The 17,477-nt window shown below is 66.5% G+C and carries 18 protein-coding genes; 9 read left to right on the top strand and 9 right to left on the bottom strand.

What is annotated here, in order from left to right; all coding sequences use genetic code 11:
• Positions 1-21: 21 nt before the first annotated feature.
• The 3 genes from DOL89_RS06060 (at position 22) to DOL89_RS06050 (ending at position 1,887) form a co-directional block, all read left to right on the top strand.
• Positions 22-339, top strand: coding sequence for a hypothetical protein (locus DOL89_RS06060; protein WP_119678326.1), 318 nt, complete (start codon positions 22-24; stop codon positions 337-339).
• 125 nt (positions 340-464) lie between these two features.
• Complete coding sequence (locus DOL89_RS06055) at positions 465-1,175, top strand: sensor histidine kinase (RefSeq protein ID WP_119678325.1); 711 nt, start codon at positions 465-467, stop codon at positions 1,173-1,175.
• Between the two features lie 79 nt (positions 1,176-1,254).
• Positions 1,255-1,887, top strand: coding sequence for a glutathione S-transferase family protein (locus DOL89_RS06050; protein WP_225889920.1), 633 nt, complete (start codon positions 1,255-1,257; stop codon positions 1,885-1,887).
• 3 nt (positions 1,888-1,890) lie between these two features.
• On the opposite strand, the gene DOL89_RS06045 is transcribed toward DOL89_RS06050, so the two are convergent.
• Positions 1,891-3,564: a thiamine pyrophosphate-binding protein gene (locus DOL89_RS06045; RefSeq protein ID WP_119678324.1), complete on the bottom strand. Its 1,674-nt coding sequence runs from the start codon at positions 3,562-3,564 to the stop codon at positions 1,891-1,893.
• A 146-nt stretch (positions 3,565-3,710) separates the two neighbouring features.
• Here DOL89_RS06045 and DOL89_RS06040 point away from each other — a divergent pair, with 146 nt between their 5' ends.
• Complete coding sequence (locus DOL89_RS06040; RefSeq protein ID WP_119678323.1) at positions 3,711-3,938, top strand: hypothetical protein; 228 nt, start codon at positions 3,711-3,713, stop codon at positions 3,936-3,938.
• Positions 3,939-3,960: 22 nt separating this feature from the next.
• Here DOL89_RS06040 and DOL89_RS06035 read toward each other — a convergent pair whose 3' ends face one another.
• The 4 genes from DOL89_RS06035 to DOL89_RS06020 form a co-directional block, all read right to left on the bottom strand.
• Entirely contained in the window at positions 3,961-4,497 is a 537-nt protein-coding gene (locus DOL89_RS06035; RefSeq protein WP_162937356.1) for a protease complex subunit PrcB family protein, read from the bottom strand.
• Between the two features lies 1 nt (position 4,498).
• Positions 4,499-5,677: a M20 aminoacylase family protein gene (locus DOL89_RS06030; protein WP_119678321.1), complete on the bottom strand. Its 1,179-nt coding sequence runs from the start codon at positions 5,675-5,677 to the stop codon at positions 4,499-4,501.
• A gap of 96 nt (positions 5,678-5,773) precedes the next feature.
• Positions 5,774-7,075 carry an ATP-binding protein gene (locus DOL89_RS06025; RefSeq protein ID WP_162937355.1) on the bottom strand — a complete coding sequence of 434 codons (1,302 nt, stop codon included), beginning with the start codon at positions 7,073-7,075 and terminating at the stop codon, positions 5,774-5,776.
• Positions 7,076-7,080: 5 nt separating this feature from the next.
• Positions 7,081-7,797, bottom strand: coding sequence for a response regulator (locus DOL89_RS06020; RefSeq protein ID WP_119678319.1), 717 nt, complete (start codon positions 7,795-7,797; stop codon positions 7,081-7,083).
• 302 nt (positions 7,798-8,099) lie between these two features.
• On the opposite strand from DOL89_RS06020, the gene pdxR reads away from it, so the two are divergent.
• On the top strand, positions 8,100-9,596 hold the full coding sequence (pdxR, locus tag DOL89_RS06015) for a MocR-like pyridoxine biosynthesis transcription factor PdxR (RefSeq protein ID WP_119678318.1): 1,497 nt from the start codon (positions 8,100-8,102) through the stop codon (positions 9,594-9,596).
• 15 nt (positions 9,597-9,611) lie between these two features.
• Here the strand turns inward: pdxR and DOL89_RS06010 are convergent, their stop codons facing one another.
• Positions 9,612-10,112: a DUF1499 domain-containing protein gene (locus tag DOL89_RS06010; RefSeq protein ID WP_162937354.1), complete on the bottom strand. Its 501-nt coding sequence runs from the start codon at positions 10,110-10,112 to the stop codon at positions 9,612-9,614.
• Between the two features lie 138 nt (positions 10,113-10,250).
• Between DOL89_RS06010 and trmFO the strand changes: the two genes are divergently transcribed.
• Positions 10,251-11,639 (top strand): methylenetetrahydrofolate--tRNA-(uracil(54)-C(5))-methyltransferase (FADH(2)-oxidizing) TrmFO, encoded by a 1,389-nt coding sequence (trmFO, locus tag DOL89_RS06005; protein ID WP_119680283.1) that lies wholly within the window; start codon positions 10,251-10,253, stop codon positions 11,637-11,639.
• 22 nt (positions 11,640-11,661) lie between these two features.
• Here trmFO and parA read toward each other — a convergent pair whose 3' ends face one another.
• Positions 11,662-12,300: a ParA family partition ATPase gene (parA, locus tag DOL89_RS06000; RefSeq protein WP_119678316.1), complete on the bottom strand. Its 639-nt coding sequence runs from the start codon at positions 12,298-12,300 to the stop codon at positions 11,662-11,664.
• Positions 12,301-12,453: 153 nt separating this feature from the next.
• Here parA and DOL89_RS05995 point away from each other — a divergent pair, with 153 nt between their 5' ends.
• From DOL89_RS05995 to DOL89_RS05985, 3 genes are all read left to right on the top strand, one after another.
• The gene (locus tag DOL89_RS05995) at positions 12,454-13,440 is read left to right on the top strand and encodes an L-threonylcarbamoyladenylate synthase (protein ID WP_119678315.1); all 987 of its coding nucleotides are present in this window, start codon (positions 12,454-12,456) and stop codon (positions 13,438-13,440) included.
• A 10-nt stretch (positions 13,441-13,450) separates the two neighbouring features.
• Positions 13,451-14,872: an FAD-binding oxidoreductase gene (locus DOL89_RS05990; protein WP_119678314.1), complete on the top strand. Its 1,422-nt coding sequence runs from the start codon at positions 13,451-13,453 to the stop codon at positions 14,870-14,872.
• Positions 14,873-14,970: 98 nt separating this feature from the next.
• Entirely contained in the window at positions 14,971-15,234 is a 264-nt protein-coding gene (locus DOL89_RS05985) for a hypothetical protein (protein ID WP_119678313.1), read from the top strand.
• A gap of 3 nt (positions 15,235-15,237) precedes the next feature.
• Here DOL89_RS05985 and DOL89_RS05980 read toward each other — a convergent pair whose 3' ends face one another.
• Both DOL89_RS05980 and DOL89_RS05975 read right to left on the bottom strand, forming a co-directional pair.
• Entirely contained in the window at positions 15,238-16,542 is a 1,305-nt protein-coding gene (locus DOL89_RS05980; protein ID WP_119680282.1) for a pentapeptide repeat-containing protein, read from the bottom strand.
• A gap of 126 nt (positions 16,543-16,668) precedes the next feature.
• Positions 16,669-17,475 carry an SDR family oxidoreductase gene (locus tag DOL89_RS05975; protein ID WP_119678312.1) on the bottom strand — a complete coding sequence of 269 codons (807 nt, stop codon included), beginning with the start codon at positions 17,473-17,475 and terminating at the stop codon, positions 16,669-16,671.
• Positions 17,476-17,477: the final 2 nt, after the last annotated feature.

Here is a 17,477-nt window from a genome sequence, read left to right as displayed (position 1 = left end):
CCCACCCGGAAAACCAGGACCATGAGCCAGCTCTACGATTTCGAAACCACGCTGAAGTTGAGGGGCAAGGGGGAGATGGATCGGGCGGAGGATTGGATTCGGGACAACATCAAAGGTCTCTGGGCGCTGGAATTCCTGGGCATGCAGCAGGAACAGGATATGGAAACCGGCGCGCGTCGGCAGGTGTTGCACGTCCGGTTCATGTTCGGACGCAAGGAGGATTTTCTGCGTTTCCGGACCGAATATGTCGAGGGCAAGACGCCCGCCAGACAGCCGGCAGCCCCGGCCCGGAAGCTCCCGCCAAAAAAGAAGGGATTGTTGGCTTGGCTGTTCGAGTGAGCGGCACCCCAACCATCGGGTCCGGTGGATATAGCCCAGGCGGTAGTACAAAGGCCGTAATTTATCCGTCACTGCGGGTGGTTTAGAACACAGGTCCTTAAGCGTAAACGAGAAGCCGGTTCGACATGGCCAAACCTGACCTCGCTACCGGCACGGCGCGAACGCCCCAGCAGGATGACGGCTTGTCCGAGCTGTCGCGTGACGAGTTGGTCGAGCGTTGCCGGAGCCTTTCGAGCCTTTTGTCGGATCGCGAGCGGGTCCTGCGGGAGTTGCAGCACCGCGCTAAGAACAGCCTTCAACTCGTCATCAGCATGCTGCGGCTGCAGCATCACCGTATCGCCGACCCGGTGGCGCGCGCCGCCTATGACCAGACCATGTTCCGGGTCGAGGTATTGGCCATTCTCTACCGCCAGATTCATGAGGCCCGATCGGAAGTCAGCGTGAATCTGGCCCGCTATGCGGAGGAAATCTGTGAGACGGCGCTGGGCAATGTCGGCGACCTGCCGACGCCGGTTCACGTTTCGGTGAATGCGGAGCCGTTGCACACCTCCCTCTACACCGCCATGCCGCTCGGGCTGATCATCAATGAGCTGGTGATGAGCGGCCTGCGCCACGCCTATCCCGCCGAGGGCCGGATGGAGGTCATCCTGGAGGAGGAGAAGGACGGCGTCGCTCGGCTGACGGTCACAGGAAACGGCCGCGCCCTTCCGCCCGGTTTCGATACGGACGCCGACAACTCCGCGATGCTGGTTGAAGCGCTGGCGACACAACTTGGCGCGGATCTGGATATCCGCGGCGGTGCCGGCACCACTTCGACCCTGACGCTCAAACTGTGACGTCCGGGGCTGCCAAGCTGTTCATGCCGTGTCATAGTCTAGGATCGATGCCGGCCGCCGGCCGGTTCCGGACAAGTGCATGGGCGGCAGGATGATAACGCTCCACACCTTCGGCACCCCCCATGGACACCGCGCCTCCATCATGTTGGAGGAGTGTGGCCTTCCATACCGTGTGGAGCAGGTCGGCTTTGAGGCCGGGAGGGTCACCACCCCTGGATTCGAGCATATCAGCCCCCTTTCCAAATTCCCGGCCATCACCGAGGAGGAGGATGGCACCCAGCGTCATATCTTCGGGTCCGGCGCGATCCTCTGGTATCTGGCGGAAAAAGCTGGTCGTTTCCTGCCTACCACAGCGGAAGCGCGGGCCGACTGCCAGTGCTGGCTGATGCTGGTGCTGACCGATTTCACCCCGGTCGTGATCGGGCATTTTCGCTTCAACGTGCTGGCGCCGGAGCGGATCGAGTACGCCATCGATCTCTATTCCGAAGAGATCGCCCGCAGCCTGTCCGCGCTGAGCCGTCGCCTGGAAGAGGCGGAGTATCTGGCCGGGACGGACTACAGCATCGCGGACATCGCGGCATATCCCTTCATTGATGCCATTTTCCAGGGCGACTCCAGCCTGATCGAGCAGCGGCCAGGGCTGTCCCGGTGGCACAAGCTGGTAAGCGGGCGTCCCGCTGTGCCCAAGGGTATGCAGGTGCCCGCCCCCTGATTTTCAGCTTTTCGACGCCTCCGCCTTGGCCCGTAATGCGGACAATGTGGTCCGTGTCGTGATCACCTCCGGGTCCATGCGCAACTCGATCACCGCGGCATGGCCGGCCGCCAATGCTTCTTCAATAGCCGGCGCGAACTCGTCGGTGCGGGACACCGTCAGCCCCAATGCGCCATAGGAGCGAGCAAGGGCTGCGAAATCCGGATTGGTCAGGGTCGTTGCGCTGACGCGCCCCGGGAACCGCATCTCCTGGTGCATGCGGATGGTGCCATACATTCCGTTGTTGAACACCAGGATCACCGGCGCCGCCCCGGCATGCATCGCGGTGGCCAGTTCCTGCCCGGTCATCAGGAAGCCTCCATCCCCCACCATGCAGACGACATCACGCTCCGGGCGGGCAATCTTAGCGGCCACGGCGGCTGGCACGGCATAGCCCATCGCCCCATTTGTCGGCGCAAGCTGTCGGCCGGGCCGGCGGTAACGTAGGAACCTGTGGCCCCAACCGCTGAAATTCCCGGCGTCGTTGGTCACGATGGCATCGGCCGCCAGCCGGTCGCGCAGCCAGGTAAAGCACGCGCCCAGGTCCAGATCGCCCTTCGCACCACCGGGAACCTGCCAGTCCAGATAGTTCTGACGCACCTGCTCCACCCAGCCCCGCCGCTGCTCCGCCCCACCGGGCGTAAGCTCCGACAGTGCCCGCAGCAGGGTGGCCGGACCTGCCTGGATCGCCAGCTGCGGCTGATAGACACGCCCTAGTTCCTCCGCATCCACATGTATATGGATCAGCGGAACGCTAGGGAATGGCGGCTGCACCAAGGCATAGCCCTGGGTCGTGATCTCTCCCAGCCGTGCGCCCAGCACCAGCAGCAGGTCCGCTTCCCGCACACGTTCCAGCAACGCGGGGTTCGGCCCGGTCCCGAGGTCGCCGGCATAACAGGGATGGGTATTGTCCAGGATGTCCTGACGCCGGAAGGAACAGGCAGCAGGCACCTGCCACGCCTCCGTCATCCTCGCCAATGCGGCACAGGCGTCATCGCTCCAGCCGCCGCCGCCCACGATGACCATTGGTCGTTGCGCCTGGGCCAGCGTTCCTGCGAGCCGGCGGACATCCGGTATTGCCGGGTGCGGAACAGGGATGACCGGCGGGCCGGCGGGATCACGGGTGACAGCGCGTTCCCGCAGCATGTCCTCCGGCAGGGCAAGCACCACGGGACCGGGACGTCCAGACAGGGCGGTTCTCCAGGCGCGGACTAGATATTCGGGGATGCGGGCAGCATCGTCGATCTGCGCCGCCCATTTGGCCACCGGGCCGAACATCTGGCGGAAATCGATTTCCTGGAATGCCTCCCTGTCGCGCTGGTCCCGGGCCACCTGGCCAACCAGCAGGATCATGGGCGTGCTGTCCTGGAAGGCGGTATGAACCCCGATGGCGGCGTTGCAGGCGCCGGGACCGCGCGTGACGAGGCAGATGCCGGGCTTGCCGGTCAGCTTGCCATGGGCCTCAGCCATGAAGGCGGCGCCGCCTTCCTGCCGGCAGGGAATCAGGCGCAGTTCCGGCCTGTCCACCGCCGCATCGAGAACCTCCAGGTAGCTTTCTCCGGCGACGCAGAATGCGAGATCGGCGCCAAGAGCGCAGAGCGTATCGACGATGATCTGTCCGCCGGTGCGCGCTTGCATGCTCTTCCCTCCATGACATCTCGATGACGTGAAGGCGGCGCGGGAACAGGCTCCGCGCCCGCTCCGTTGTCCGCTCCAAGGCAGGGAATTGAGCAGGTACGCCATCCCTTGCCAAGGAAATCCGGTACCAGAACGGGAGAGATCACATGCCCTTGACCCGGGATCAGGTCACGGAGATCTGCGGTCGCCTGGACGACCAGCGGACAGCCGACATCATCGCCACCGGCGCCACTCAGGCGGAGCTGACGGAGGCGCGTGTGTGGCTCGCCTCCGACGATTACCTCGGCGGTCACCTGGGACGACAGCCGACGGGGCGCGTCGGCCGTCTAGTCGAGATATTGAGCGCCGACGAGCCGGAATGGGAGGATCGCTGATACGATGACGGCGGTGGCAGACTCAGCCCGGAGTCATGCCCCGCCGCTCCTCCACCCTGGCATAGCGGGCGGTCGCGTCCGTCCGGTCCACCAGTACGATCGTGTAGGGCGATGTCAGGGTCTGCGCCGTGCGCTCATCCCTGTCCGGGTTGCGCTCCCGATACTCGACCAGAAGCCTGTCCCTCTGGCCGGTGCGCCGCTCCATCCGGACATTGGTGATGTGGACCTCGTACCCGCCGGTAGTGCGGGTACCGATGAAGATGGCAAGCGCCATCAGATCATCGGGAAGCTGGCCCGGAACAGGCTGCCCTACGAGGTCCCACAGCGCCTGCCACTCCTCTGGCGTTCGCGCCACGAGAAAGGTGGGGCGGGTCGCGAGGCTGATCTGGCCTGTCCAGGTTCCCCGGCCGACAAGCCCCGGTACGGAACCGGCAGGCCTTGCCCCGGCCGTTTGGGTAGGCTCTCCCGCCAACCAGGCGCCGGCGCCGCCGCAGCCCGCCAGCGGGACAAGCACAAGGCAACCCGAAAGCACCGCTCCGAGCCCTGCGCCCAGCCGCATGTCAGGCAGCCCGCGGCAGCGTGGTTTCCACCAACGCGGCCCAGAAGCTGGCGCCCATCGGCAGTATATCGTCATTGAAGTCGTATCTGGGGTTGTGGAGCATGCAGCCAGCGGCTGCACCACCCTGCCCCAGCCAGACATAGCTGCCCGGCCGCTCATTCAGCATGAAGGAGAAATCCTCGGCTCCCATGCTCGGCCCCATGTCGTTGCGGACGCGTCCAGCACCGACAACCTTCTCCGCCACAGCAGCTGCGATGGCGCTCGGCTCCACATGGTTGACCGTAGGCGGATAGCCCCTTTTGTAACGCAGCTCACCGGTTCCTCCCAACGCCGGCGGCAGGGTCTGCACCAGATGGCGCAGACCCTCCTCCAGAGCGTCGCGGACTTCCGGCGTCAGGGCGCGCACGGTGCCGCGCAAGGTCACTTCCTGCGGAATGACGTTGTAGGCGCTGCCCGCATTCACCTGCGTCACGCTCACGACGCCGCTGTCGATAGGGCTGAGCCGGCGGCTGACCAGGGTCTGGATCGCCAGGATCATCTGGGCCGAGATCACCACCGGGTCGACGCAATGGTGCGGCAGGGCGGCATGACCGCCGCGTCCGCCGATATGTATCTCGAACTGGTCGGCACCGGCCATGACCGGTCCAGGCTTCACCATCATTTCACCCGGCGGCAGGTCCGGCCAGTTGTGCATGCCAAAGACCATGTCGCAGGGGAACTGCCTGAACAGCCCCTCCTCCACCATGCGGCGGCCACCGCCCTTTCCCTCTTCCGCCGGCTGAAAGATGAAATGCACCGTGCCGTCGAAATTGCGGGTCTCCGCCAGATAGCGGGCAGCGCCCAGCAGCATGGTCGTGTGACCGTCATGCCCGCAGGCATGCATCTTGCCCGGCACCTTCGAGGCGTGGGGAAACGAATTCTCCTCCTCCATGGGCAGCGCGTCCATGTCGGCGCGAAGACCTATGCGCTTGCCATTCGGCCCGCCCGCTCCGTGAAGCACGCCGACAACGCCGGTCCCGCCCAGACCGCTATGCACTTCGATTCCCCAATCGGCCAGTTTCGTCGCCACCAGTTCGGATGTCTGGAACTCCTCGAATCCGAGTTCGGGGTGCGCGTGAATCTGGCGCCGCCAATCCGTCATGTCGGTATGGAATTCGGCGATACGGTTGAGGATCGGCATATTCAGACTTTCTCCGCCGCGGCAGTCCTTCGGATTTCCGAACGTTATCAGATCGATCCGTTGTCCCCAACTGCCAAGCGGAGGCGGAATGAAGCTTCAGGGGGTCGAAACCTGGGGGATCAGCACGGTAACCCGCAATCCTCCCTCCGGCCTGTTTTCCAGACGTATTTCGCCGCCATGGGCGCGGACCACGTCGTTCGCCACCGACAGGCCCAGCCCGGTGCCGCCCGTATCCCGGGAGCGGGAACCTTCAACCCTGTAGAAGGGGCGGAATACGTTCTCCATCTCCACATCCGGAATGCCGGGGCCGTGGTCGTCGATGACGACGACCACCGTTTCGTCCCGGCTGCTCAGCGAAAGTTCGGCGCTTCCGCCATACTTCACCGCATTCTCGATCAGATTGCCGAATGCGCGCTTCAGGGCTGTGCGGCGGCCGAAAATCGGAAGCCGCCGCCCGGACGGGACCAGCCCCACCGGCTGGCCGGCCTCCCGGCAATCCTCTGCCAGCTTTGCCAGCAGATCGTTCAGGTCCAGCGGCTGGATCGCCTCCTGATTCGCCTCGTCCCGCGCGAAGGCGAGGGTGGAGCCTATCATCGACTCCATTTCCGCCAGATCATCCAGCATCTTTTCCCGCACAGAATCATCGTCGATGAATTCGGCGCGTAGCCGCATCCGGGTCAGGGGCGTGCGGAGATCGTGGCTGACCGCGGCCAGCATCCGGGTCCGGTCCTCGACAAAAGCCTTGAGCCGCCGCTGCATCTTATTGAAGGCGCTGGCGGCCAGCCGCACTTCCCGCGGTCCGTTCTCCTCCAGGGAGGGGGCGTTCATGTCCACGCCCAGGCGATTGGCGGCGGCGGCGAACCGGCGTAGCGGGCGCGTCGTGAAGCCAAGCACCCAGGCGGACAGCAGAATCGCAACCGCGGCGCTGCCGGCCAGCGAAGCCAGAAAGCCCGGCTCCTTCAGCGCGTCAGTGGCGGTGACCGGCGCATGAAACTTCAACCAGGTGCCGTCCTTCAATTGCCGCGACACCTCGATGGTCTTGGGCTCCGGCGGCGGGGCGGTGGGAAAGCCGAATGGTGGGACGGAGACCGCCGGACTGACCTGTTTCCTGGGTATGTCGCTGCGCTCATACACGTCGAGCGTGACTTCATGCCCAGCCGACGTGCGGACGGCGATTTCCTTCTCCTTCAGGCGGTGCAGGATCGAGCTGCGGATGTCCTGCGGCTGCTCCTCGATAGCCGCGGCGAATCCGTCGAGGCAGTTGGCCAGCTGCCCACCCTCCGCGTCGGCCACGGCCTCGGCCCGGTCGCTCCGGTAGAGGCCGAGCGCAATGGCCTGCGACAGGAGGATGCCGCCCACCAGCACGGCGAAGATGGAGTAGGAAATGCGGTCGGTCACCGCCCTCATAGCGTCTGAACCTCGGGTGAGAAGATGTATCCGCCGGAGCGGACCGTCTTGATGATGGTGGGGTCGGCGGGATCTGGCTCGATTTTGCGGCGTAGCCTGCTGATCTGCACGTCAATGGAGCGGTCAAACGGCCCGGCGGAGCGGCCCCGCGTGATCTCCAGCAGGTCGTCGCGCGACAGAACGCGGCGCGGCCGGCTGGCGAGTGCGACGAGCAGCTCATACTCCCCGGCCGTCAGCACCACCTCCGCCCCCGTGGCATCGCTCAAACGGCGCTGTGCCTGGTCCAGGATGAAGCCGCAGAAACTGATGGAGCCGGAAGGGGCCGCCTGCGCCTGGTTTACAACGTGCGACCGCCTGAGCACCGCCTTGATCCGGGCGACCAGTTCCCGTGGATTGAAAGGCTTCGGCAGGTAATCGTCCGCCCCGATCTCCAGCCCCAGGATGCGGTCGGCATCCTCCCCCATGGCCGAGAGCATGACCACAGGCGGTCCGCCTTCGGCGCGAAGGCTGCGGCAGAGGGAAAGGCCGTCCTCGCCCGGCATCATCAGGTCGAGCACGATCAGGTCGATGTTCCGGTCGGCCAGGTATTTGCGCATCTCCTGCCCGTCCTTGGCCGCGGTCACGCGGTATCCATGCCGGCTGAGATACCGGGTCAGCAGGTCGCGGATCTCGCGGTCGTCATCCACGACCAGGAGGTGGGTCATGTCGCTCATGGCCGGAGTCTAACCTTCCCCAAAAGCGGAGCCGATATGGTTGTTGTTACGCCAATGTAACTCCTGGCCCCAATGGAAACGAAGTGTTTCACACAGGTCCGTGGCCGGACACGCCGCTGTTACAGCGGTCTGCTTTCCTCTTCCCTGTCGCCATCCGCCGGTCAGCCTCCAGCGGCTTGGCGACGCCAGCCGATGGGATCGGTGGAATTGCCCCGTTCCGCCGGTGGGAGGCGGCCTTCCGATCGTCCGGCCGCCTCCTCTCCCCGACTGGCAAATTCCGACGCGGCGGAAGGTGAAAGCGCATGAAGAGTTCGCAAGGTCCTCTGCTCCAGCTCTTCCACAGCGATCAGGCCAGCCCCCTGCAGGAGCAGCTCTTTGAAAGGCTCCGAAGCGCCATTCTTGACGGCGCTTTCCGCGCCGGTGACCGCCTGCCTTCCACCCGCACGCTCTCCCGTGACCTGGGGGTCTCACGGAACACCGTTGTGGCTGCCGTGGACCGGCTGGTCGCCGAAGGCTATCTGGAAACCCGCATCGGCTCCGGCACCTATGTGACATCCAGGCTTCCGGACGAGGCGATGACGCCGGCCCTGCGGGTCGCGGCCTCTTCGGTGCAGCCGGCCCCTGCGGTGGCCGACAGCGCCCCCCGCGGCGCCGTGGCGGGCGACAGTCTGCCATTCCGGGCGGGGCTACCCGCCACCGACCAGTTCGACCTCGAAATCTGGAAGCGCCTCATCATCCGCCGCTGGCGGGATGCCGGCCCCTCCGTTCTGGGCCGCGATGCAGGCGGCGGATGGCTGCCCCTGCGGCGGATGCTGGCAACTCATCTTCAAACCAGCCGCGGCCTCCGGTGCGAGCCCGAGCAGATTCTGATCCTTCCCTCGCGCACGGCTGGATTGGAGTTGGCTGCCAGCCTGCTGATCGCCGCCGGCGACCAGGTCTGGCTGGAAGACCCCGGCTGTCCCGCCCAGCGCGCCGTCCTGCTGGCCCGCGCTGGCCGCCCCGTCTTCGTAGCTGTGGACCAGGACGGGTTCGATCCGGAATTGGCCCAACGCATGGCGCCGGACGCAAGGCTCGCCATTGTGACCCCCGGCTGGCAGTTCCCGGCCGGCGGCGTAATGCCGATGCGGCGGCGGCTGGCACTGTTATCCTGGGCGCGACGCTCAGGCGCCTGGGTTCTGGAGGACGATGCCGACGGCGGTTACCGGTATGAGGGCCGTCCCCTGGCCGCCCTCCAGGGGCTGGACGAAGCGGGGCGGGTCCTGCATCTCGGAAGCTTCGACCGTGTCCTCGTCCCGGCGGTCCGGATGGCTTGGCTGGTTCTGCCGCCGGAACTGGTGGGCGCCGCCCATGACCTGCGGAGCCGCCTCGGACATACGGTACCGCTTCCGGAACAGATGGCGGTTCATGACTTGATCGCCGAGGGGCACCTTGCCTCCCATCTGCGCCGCAGCCGTCGCAGCTATGCGGAGCGGCAGCAGGCTTTGCGGGACGCCGCCTCGCGCCTCTGGTCGGGCGCGCTGGACCTCGAAGACGCGCCGGCCGGGCTTCACCTCACCGCCAGGATCGATCCCGGCCTGCCGCTGTCCGCGGCGGAGCTTGAGACCCTGGCGGCCGCCCGCGGAATCGAACTCCAGGCTCTCTCGAGCTTCCAAGCCGCCCGAACCGATTTTTCCGGTCTGGTGCTCGGCTACGCAGCCTGCACGCCGGAGCGTATCCGCAAAGCAGCGGAACGGCTGGCCCAAATCCTGGATGGCCGACGGGTCCAGACAGCGCCCAGTTTCGGACGGATGCGTCTCTGATAGCCGATTTAGGCGTCAGAGACGTGCGCGGACCCTGGCGATCCAGTCCTCGACGCGCTTCTGATTGACGCCGAAATCCCGAACCCCGAACACCGCGCGGCTGTAGACCAGCAACATGCTGCCGCCGTCCACGGGGCGGATTTCCATGCTGACGAAATCCGGAAAGCGCATTAGGGCCGTCTGCTGCACGGCCGTGAAGGCCATGCTGTCACCGCTCCGGCTCACGATGCGCGTCCGCGGTTCGCCCTCGACGACCGCCAGCAGCGCATCGCGCAGCTTTTCCGGCGCGACCGCGAAGAGGGGAGCCTCCCCATGAGCCGATGCAGCGGTGGCTCCCGCCGGAGCGAGCAGGTGCTGGTTCGGCTTCCAGCTCAGCTGGAAGTTCGAGAAATCCAGCAGGCCGCCATATTCCCGCTCCAGCGCCCCGATCCGGAACGCGATGAATATCTGCCACGCGATGAACAGGGTCAGCAGCGTCACAGCCGTCCCGGCCAGAATCTTGCCTGCAAGTTCCATGGTGCTCCCGCCCATATCTTTCGGGAGCAACTCTAGATCGATATCGGGCGCGCGTCGCGCCTGATCTGAGCCATGCGCGCCGCATGTGGCCGGAAGGCTTGACGCTGGCCTTCGGCATCGCCACTCCTAACCCCCATGATGAAGAACAGCGCCAGCTCCACGTCACCCGTCCATGTCATCGGAGGCGGCCTCGCCGGCAGCGAGGCCGCCTGGCAGCTCGTCCAGGCCGGCATTCCCGTCGTGCTGCACGAAATGCGCCCGGTGCGGAAGACCGATGCTCATTCGACGGATAAGTTTGCGGAGCTGGTCTGCTCCAACTCTTTCCGCTCCGACGATGCCGAGTATAATGCCGTCGGCCTGCTGCATGAGGAAATGCGTCGCTGCGGCTCGCTGATCCTGCGTGCCGGCGATCAGCACAAGGTGCCGGCTGGCGGCGCGTTGGCCGTGGACCGAGACCATTTCGCCGATGCCGTGACCCAGGCGTTGGCAGATCATCCGCTGGTGACCATCGACCGCGGCGAGGTGGCGGGACTGCCGCCGGATGAGTGGGACAGCGTCATCATCGCTACCGGACCGTTGACCTCTCCTGCCCTGGCCGAAGCCGTCCGGTCGATCTCCGGAGAGGACCAGTTGGCCTTTTTCGACGCTATTGCGCCGATCGTTCATTTCGACAGCATCGACCTGTCCAAGGCTTGGTTCCAGTCCCGGTACGACAAGCCCGGCCCCGGAGGTACGGGTAAGGACTACATCAACTGCGCCATGGACAAGGACCAGTACCTGGCCTTCATCGAGGCACTTCGCACCGGTGAGAAGACCGAGTTCAAGGAGTGGGAGAAGAACACGCCCTACTTCGACGGGTGCCTGCCTATCGAGGTGATGGCGGAGCGCGGGGTCGACACTCTGCGCTACGGCCCCATGAAGCCTGTGGGTCTGACCAACCCGCATACAGGCCGCCGGCCCTATGCCGTGGTCCAGCTCCGCCAGGATAATGCCCTGGGCACGCTCTACAACCTCGTCGGCTTCCAGACAAAGCTGAAATACGGGGAACAGTCCCGGGTCTTCCGCATGATCCCGGGGCTTGAGAATGCCGAGTTCGCCCGGCTGGGCGGCCTGCACCGGAACACCTTCATCAACAGTCCACGCCTGCTGGACGGGACGTTGCGCATGAAGAAGCTGCCGCGCCTCCGCTTCGCCGGCCAGATCACCGGCTGCGAAGGCTATGTGGAGAGCGCTGCCGTGGGCCTGATGGCCGGCAGGTTCGCCGCCGCGGAGCGTCTAGGGCGTCCACTGCCCGCTCCGCCGCCGACAACAGCGTTGGGAGCGCTGCTGGGCCATATCACCGGCGGGGCGGAAGCGGAGACGTTCCAGCCCATGAACGTGAATTTCGGTCTCTTCCCGCCCCTGGACGCGCGCCAGCCCAACGGCAAGGAACTGCATGGCAAGGAGCGCAAGCTCGGCTACACCCGGCGTGCGCTGGCCGATCTGGACGGGTGGTTGGATCAGGCGCCAGCGGCCGCGGCGGAGTAACCCGCCGGGCCGGAACCGGCGCTTATCCCGCCCGCTTCCATATCTCCGCCGCCAGTTCCTCGATCTCCTCCACGCCCTTGGCCCGCCGCTCGGTCTCCATGAGGGTCAGCCCTTCCATGATCGCGCCGGCGAAACCGATGCGGTTGCCGATGGTGGCATCCGCGACGGGCACGCCCAGCTCCGCAGCCTTGGAGGAAACGGTATCCACCAGATTGCCGCGGGACGGGACGCGGTTCAGGACCAGCAGGACTTTGCGCTTCTCCGCCTTCGCAAGCTCCAGGGTCGGGCGGGTCGCCCAAAGGTCCATGGGACTGGGCTGCACCGGTACCACGACCAGGGAGGCGCAGCGCACCGCGATCTTCGCCTCCGTCTCCGCATGGGGTGGGCTGTCGATCACGACGACCTCATTCTCCTTGGCTAGCCGCTCCACCTCTTTCTGCACGCGCCAGCCGGAAAGCTGAACATGTTCAGGGCCGGCCTCTCCATTCGTCAGGGAGGCCATGCGGGTCCGGTGCCATTCCGTCATGCTGCCCTGGGGGTCGATATCCACTGTGGCGACCCGCTTCCCGGCCAGGCACCAGGCCATGGCCAGGTGGATGGCCAGCGTGGTCTTGCCCGCGCCACCCTTCTGCTGCGCGATGGTGACGATGCGCGCCGCCATGATGCCCCGCCTTCTGTTCCGATAGCTCAGGCCGGAGTGTGAAGGTCCCGCCGAGCTTTGCCAAGCGTGCAGCGCACAAACGGCCCGAACCCTTGGACAGGAGCCATTGCGCGGCGCTAGAACAAGTCCCGACCGCCAGGAGGAAGCTATTCCATGACCGAGTCCGGCCCACAGCCGCCGCAGGTGATGCAAGTCAGCGCCGACGCGCTGAAACGGGCGGCGTCCGTGCTGGCGGATGGCGGTCTTGTCGCCTTCCCTACCGAAACGGTCTATGGGCTTGGCGCCGACGCCGGCAACGACAAGGCCGTGGCCGCTATTTTCCAGGCCAAGGGCCGCCCCAGCTTCAACCCCTTGATCGTCCATGTGCCGGGCGAGGCGGAGGCCGAGCGGCTGGTCCATGTGGACGATCGTGCGCAGCAGGTGATTGAGCTGTTCTGGCCCGGACCGCTGACCCTGGTGCTGCCCCGCCGGGCGGACGCGCCGTTGAGCCTGCTGGTCAGCGCCGGGCTGGACACGGTGGCCGTGCGGGCGCCCGCCCATCCGGCGGCGCGCGCCCTGTTGGAGGCGGCTGGCCGCCCCATCGCCGCACCGAGCGCCAATGTCTCCGGCCATGTCAGTCCCACGGCCCCGATCCATGTGGCGGAGGAGTTCCCGGACGGCGGCGGCGGCTTGCTGAAGCTGATCCTGGCCGCGGGGCGCTGCCCGGTCGGGGTCGAGTCTACGGTGCTGGACCTGACCGGCGATGTGCCCATGCTGCTGCGCCCCGGCTCCGTCACGCGGGAGGAGCTGGAGCGGGTGCTGGGACCGGTGGAGCTGGCGGGGGCGGAGGCCGGCGTGAAGGCGCCCGGCATGCTGACAAGCCATTACGCCCCGAGCCTGCCGGTCCGCCTGAACGCCGCCGCCCCCAACGACGATGAGGGTTTCCTGGCCTTCGGGCCGGACCAGTTCATCCGGGGCGGGCATGAGCGGCTGAACCTGTCGCCCACCGGCGACCTGCATGAGGCGGCAGCCAACCTGTTCGCCATGCTGCGCGCCCTGGACAAGCCGTGCTGCAAGGGGATCGCCGTGATGCCGATCCCGGAGGTCGGGCTCGGCATCGCCATCAACGACCGTCTCCGCCGCGCCGCAGCCCCCAGGTAGGAGAAACGCCATGACCGCCGCAGACCTGCTTCCCCGCCTGTCCGAGCTTCTCGGCCCCGGCAATGTGCTGACCGGTGCGGAAATGGCGCCCTATGCCTTCGAGTGGCGTGGGATCGAGACCACCCATCCGGCCGCCGTGCTCCGCCCCGGCAGCACGGAGGAGGTGACGGCGGTGGTGCGGCTGTGCGGAGAGGCCGGCGTGCCCCTGATCCCGCAGGGCGGCAATACCGGTCTGGTGGGCGGCACCGTGGCGCGGGAAGGGCTGGGCGCGGTTCTGCTGAATCTCGGCCGGATGAACCGCATCCGCTCCATCGACCCGCTGGACTATGCCGCGACGGTGGAGGCCGGCTGCATCCTGGCGGATGTCCAGGCCGCGGCGGCCGAGGTGGACCGGCTGTTCCCCTTGAGCCTGGGGGCGGAGGGCACCTGCACCATCGGCGGCAACCTGTCCAGCAATGCCGGCGGCATTCTGACCATCCGCTACGGCAATGCCCGCGACCTAGTGCTGGGGCTGGAGGTGGTGCTGGCCGACGGGCGGGTCTGGAACGGGCTGCGCGCCCTGCGGAAGGACAATACCGGCTACGATCTGAAGCAGCTCTTCCTCGGTTCCGAGGGAACGCTGGGCATCATCACCGCGGCCACGCTGAAGCTGTTCCCGCGCCCGCGCCGGACGGAAACCGCCCTGGCCGGCGTAGCCAGCCCGGCGGCGGCGGTGGAGCTGCTGGCCCGCATCCGCACCGCGACCGGCGAGGCGCTGAGCGCCTTCGAGCTGATGCCGCGCTTCGCCATCGACGGTGCCCGCGCCTATCTGGGGGAAAGCCTGGACCCGCTGTCGGAGCCCGCCCCCTGGTATGTGCTGATGGAGCTGACCGGCGGCCTGCCCGGCCCCGCCCTGCGCGACGCGGCGGAAGAGGCCCTGGCCGGGGCCATGGAGGACGGGCTCGTCCCCGACGCCACCTTCGCCGAGACGGAGGACAAGCGCCGGCAGCTCTGGCGCCTGCGCGAAGGGCTGCCGGAGATCGGGCGCAAGGTGGGCGGCGCCGTCCACCACGACATCTCCGTTCCCGTCGCCCGCGTGCCCGACATGATCGCGCGCGCCGGGCGGGAGCTGGAAGCCTTGATGCCCGGCATCCGCCCCTATCCTTTCGGCCATCTCGGCGACGGGAACCTGCACTACAACGTCGCCCGGCCGGAGGATATGGACGGCCCCGACTATCTGGCCCGGTCCAAGGAGATCACCGGCATCGTCCACGCCGCCGTGATCGACCTCGGCGGCTCCATCAGCGCCGAACACGGCATCGGCACCCGCAAGCGGGATGAGATGGTGGTGGTCAAAACCCCGGTGGAGCTGGAGCTGATGCACCGCCTGAAGCAGGCGCTGGACCCGCAGGGGCTGCTGAATCCGGGCAAGGTGCTGCCGGAGAGGAGATAAGTCCGGCACCTGCCGTAACGCCCCCTCGCTGCTGCTGTTTTCTCCGTCATGCGGCTACGTGCAAGCGCGGCCGCCCCGGAATAGGAAGGACAGAAGCCATGGGCAGCGATCAGCGCAATCATCCGCCCGGCCTTGGCGACATGCCGATTGATGATATCGCGGAAAAGCAGTTCCGCGCCCGCATCGCCGGCCAGGACAGCAACCGGAAGCCTCATGAGGTGGCGCCCAATGCCGACGCCGGCCCGGACCATCCGCAGGTGAACCATCCGGAGGAGAAGGACACGGGCAAGCGGACCGATCATGCCTTCCGCGGCGGCGCCGGCCACGCCCAGTCGCCGGTCTGGGAAGACAAGGACAAGTAGGCCCTAGAGAACGCCGCGCGGCAGGCCGCTCGCCCCCTCCAGCAGGGCGGAGGCGAGCTGGTCGCGCTTCACCTTGGCCCCGGCGAGAACCGCACGGGACAGGTCGGCCTGCTTCAGCTCCGCCCCGTTCAGATCGGCAAAGGACAGGTCGGATTCCGCCAGATTGGCGCGGCGCAGCTTGGCCCCCGACAGGTCGGCGTAACGCAGATGCGCGCCGGAGAGATCGCTGCACATCTGGCGGGTATCGCTGATGGGCAGATAGTCCAGGTTCGCCCCGCGAAGGTTGGCGTTGTTGAGCTTCGCCCCCTTCAGGTTGGCGCCGCGGAGATCCGCCCCGGCCAGATTCGCTCCGCGCAGATCGGCATCCTGAAGCTGCCCGACCTGCATCTGGGCTCCAGACAAATCGACGCCGTAGAACACCGCCCCACGGGCGACCAGGCGGGTCAGGCAGGCGTGTGACAAGGCCCCAGCCTCGCGCACATCCATGCCGGACAGATCCAGCGCCGCCCCCTGCTGGCCTGCCGTGCCGACCCAAAGCGCATGCTCCCGCACCATCTCCTCGAACGGGCGCGGCAGGGATGTGAGCGGCTTGCCGGCGGGCTTGTCGGTCAGGGTGCCGGTCATGTCCGCCCCTGCCGTCTCCGTCAGGGTCATGGTGGCCCCGGTCAGCACGGCTCCCTTCAGGGACGCGCCGCGCACATCCGCGCCGGAGAGGTCCGCCCCTTCCAGGATGGCGCCGTTCAGGGTGGCGTTGCGCAGATTGGCACGCACCAGCTTGGTCCCGCGCATCACCGCATCGGTGAAGTCGGTATGCATGGCGACGGCACCGGAGAGCTTGGCCTGAGACAGGTTGGCGTTGGACAGCTTCGCCCCTTCCATGTCGGAGGGGTTGGTTTCCACCGTAAGGACCTTGAGGCTGCCGTCCCGCTCCTTCGCGGCCATGGAGCCGTCGCGCAGATCGGCATTCACCAGATTGGCCCCGGTCAGATCGGCCCCGCGCAGGCATGCCCCGCGCAGGTCGGACTTCACCATGGACGCGCTCTGCAGGTTGGTCTGCCGCAGATCGCAGGCGAAAAGCGTGGCGCAGTCCAGAACCGCTCCGGCCAGATTGACCCCGCGGAGCACGCTGCCGCTGAAATCAGCATGTGCAAGGTCACGGCCCGACAGGTCCAGCCCCGACAGGTCGAAGAAGGACAGCACCGCCCGCGCCCCGCCCATGCGGGCGTTGCGGAACATCTCGTGTCGCTTCACGATCTGGTCCAACTGCTCCTGCGTGATGCGATAGAGCGGCCGGTCTGGAGTGCTCATGTCCGGGAATCCAGGGTCGGGATTGGCCTGCCGTCCAGGATCATGCAGGATCATGAACATTCGGTGCAACCCGAATGGATAGGCCCCGACACATGCCGCACCGTGCTGTCAGGACCTTCCGTCCGCTCATCCATTGCCCCTGAAACCTGGATAGAGCGTCATTCCGCCATCGACGAACAGGGTGGTTCCGTTGACGTAATCCGACAGGTCGGATGCGAGCCAAGCCACAGCCCGTCCCACATCCTCTGGCTCGCCGATGCGGCCTTGCGGGATCAGTTTCAAGAGCCGATCCCGCGCCGCCTCATTCTTCCAGGCCTCGGTATTGATTGCAGTCCGGATCGCGCCAGGAGCGACCGCATTCACCCGCACGCCCTTCTCCGCATATTCCTGAGCGATGGACTGCATCATCAGCTCGATCCCGCCCTTGGACGCGGCATAGTTCACCCGCCCTGCCCAAGGGATCACCTGATGGACCGAGCTCATGCAGATGATCTTCCCCACCGATCGGGAAATCTCCGGCCGGGGGCCGCGGCGCAGGAACTCACGGATGGCGGCGCGCGCGCAGAGGAACTGGCCGGTCAGATTGACCGCAATCACCTTCTCCCACTGGCCGAGCGTCATTTCGGTCAGCGATGCGTCCTGCTGGATGCCTGCATTCGCGACCAGGATGTCCACTGTGCCGTACTGTTCCACCACGTTGGCGAACATGCGCTCGACGTCCGCCTCGACCGAGACATCGCCCTGCACGGCGGTGCCCTCGCCGCCGCAGTCCCGGATCATTTCAAGAGTCTCCCCCGCCTCCTCCGCGGAGTTGCGGTGGTTCACGGCGACCCGCGCCCCGGCCCGCGCCAGTTCCACGGCGCAGGCCTGCCCGATGCCGGAACTGGCGCCGGTCACTATGGCGACCTGACCTGATATGTCGATGCTGTGCATTG

Source organism: Indioceanicola profundi (genome assembly GCF_003568845.1).
GTDB lineage: Bacteria > Pseudomonadota > Alphaproteobacteria > Azospirillales > Azospirillaceae > Indioceanicola > Indioceanicola profundi.
Note: the sequence above shows the minus strand (reverse complement) of the source record. Positions and strands in the feature narration are given on the sequence as shown.

What these genes read in the sequence shown, in the direction of transcription:
- DOL89_RS05990 (WP_119678314.1), top strand. Translation starts at nt 13,451, where the DNA reads ATGACCGCCGCAGACCTGCTTCCCCGCCTGTCCGAGCTTCTCGGCCCC.
- DOL89_RS06060 (WP_119678326.1), top strand. Translation starts at nt 22, where the DNA reads ATGAGCCAGCTCTACGATTTCGAAACCACGCTGAAGTTGAGGGGCAAG.
- DOL89_RS06050 (WP_225889920.1), top strand. Translation starts at nt 1,255, where the DNA reads ATGGGCGGCAGGATGATAACGCTCCACACCTTCGGCACCCCCCATGGA.
- DOL89_RS06045 (WP_119678324.1), bottom strand. Translation starts at nt 3,564, where the DNA reads ATGCAAGCGCGCACCGGCGGACAGATCATCGTCGATACGCTCTGCGCT.
- DOL89_RS06030 (WP_119678321.1), bottom strand. Translation starts at nt 5,677, where the DNA reads ATGCCGATCCTCAACCGTATCGCCGAATTCCATACCGACATGACGGAT.
- DOL89_RS06010 (WP_162937354.1), bottom strand. Translation starts at nt 10,112, where the DNA reads ATGGAACTTGCAGGCAAGATTCTGGCCGGGACGGCTGTGACGCTGCTG.
- pdxR (WP_119678318.1), top strand. Translation starts at nt 8,100, where the DNA reads ATGAAGAGTTCGCAAGGTCCTCTGCTCCAGCTCTTCCACAGCGATCAG.
- DOL89_RS06040 (WP_119678323.1), top strand. Translation starts at nt 3,711, where the DNA reads ATGCCCTTGACCCGGGATCAGGTCACGGAGATCTGCGGTCGCCTGGAC.
- DOL89_RS06055 (WP_119678325.1), top strand. Translation starts at nt 465, where the DNA reads ATGGCCAAACCTGACCTCGCTACCGGCACGGCGCGAACGCCCCAGCAG.
- DOL89_RS05975 (WP_119678312.1), bottom strand. Translation starts at nt 17,475, where the DNA reads ATGCACAGCATCGACATATCAGGTCAGGTCGCCATAGTGACCGGCGCC.
- DOL89_RS06020 (WP_119678319.1), bottom strand. Translation starts at nt 7,797, where the DNA reads ATGAGCGACATGACCCACCTCCTGGTCGTGGATGACGACCGCGAGATC.
- parA (WP_119678316.1), bottom strand. Translation starts at nt 12,300, where the DNA reads ATGGCGGCGCGCATCGTCACCATCGCGCAGCAGAAGGGTGGCGCGGGC.
- DOL89_RS05985 (WP_119678313.1), top strand. Translation starts at nt 14,971, where the DNA reads ATGGGCAGCGATCAGCGCAATCATCCGCCCGGCCTTGGCGACATGCCG.
- DOL89_RS05995 (WP_119678315.1), top strand. Translation starts at nt 12,454, where the DNA reads ATGACCGAGTCCGGCCCACAGCCGCCGCAGGTGATGCAAGTCAGCGCC.
- DOL89_RS05980 (WP_119680282.1), bottom strand. Translation starts at nt 16,542, where the DNA reads ATGAGCACTCCAGACCGGCCGCTCTATCGCATCACGCAGGAGCAGTTG.
- DOL89_RS06035 (WP_162937356.1), bottom strand. Translation starts at nt 4,497, where the DNA reads ATGCGGCTGGGCGCAGGGCTCGGAGCGGTGCTTTCGGGTTGCCTTGTG.
- trmFO (WP_119680283.1), top strand. Translation starts at nt 10,251, where the DNA reads ATGAAGAACAGCGCCAGCTCCACGTCACCCGTCCATGTCATCGGAGGC.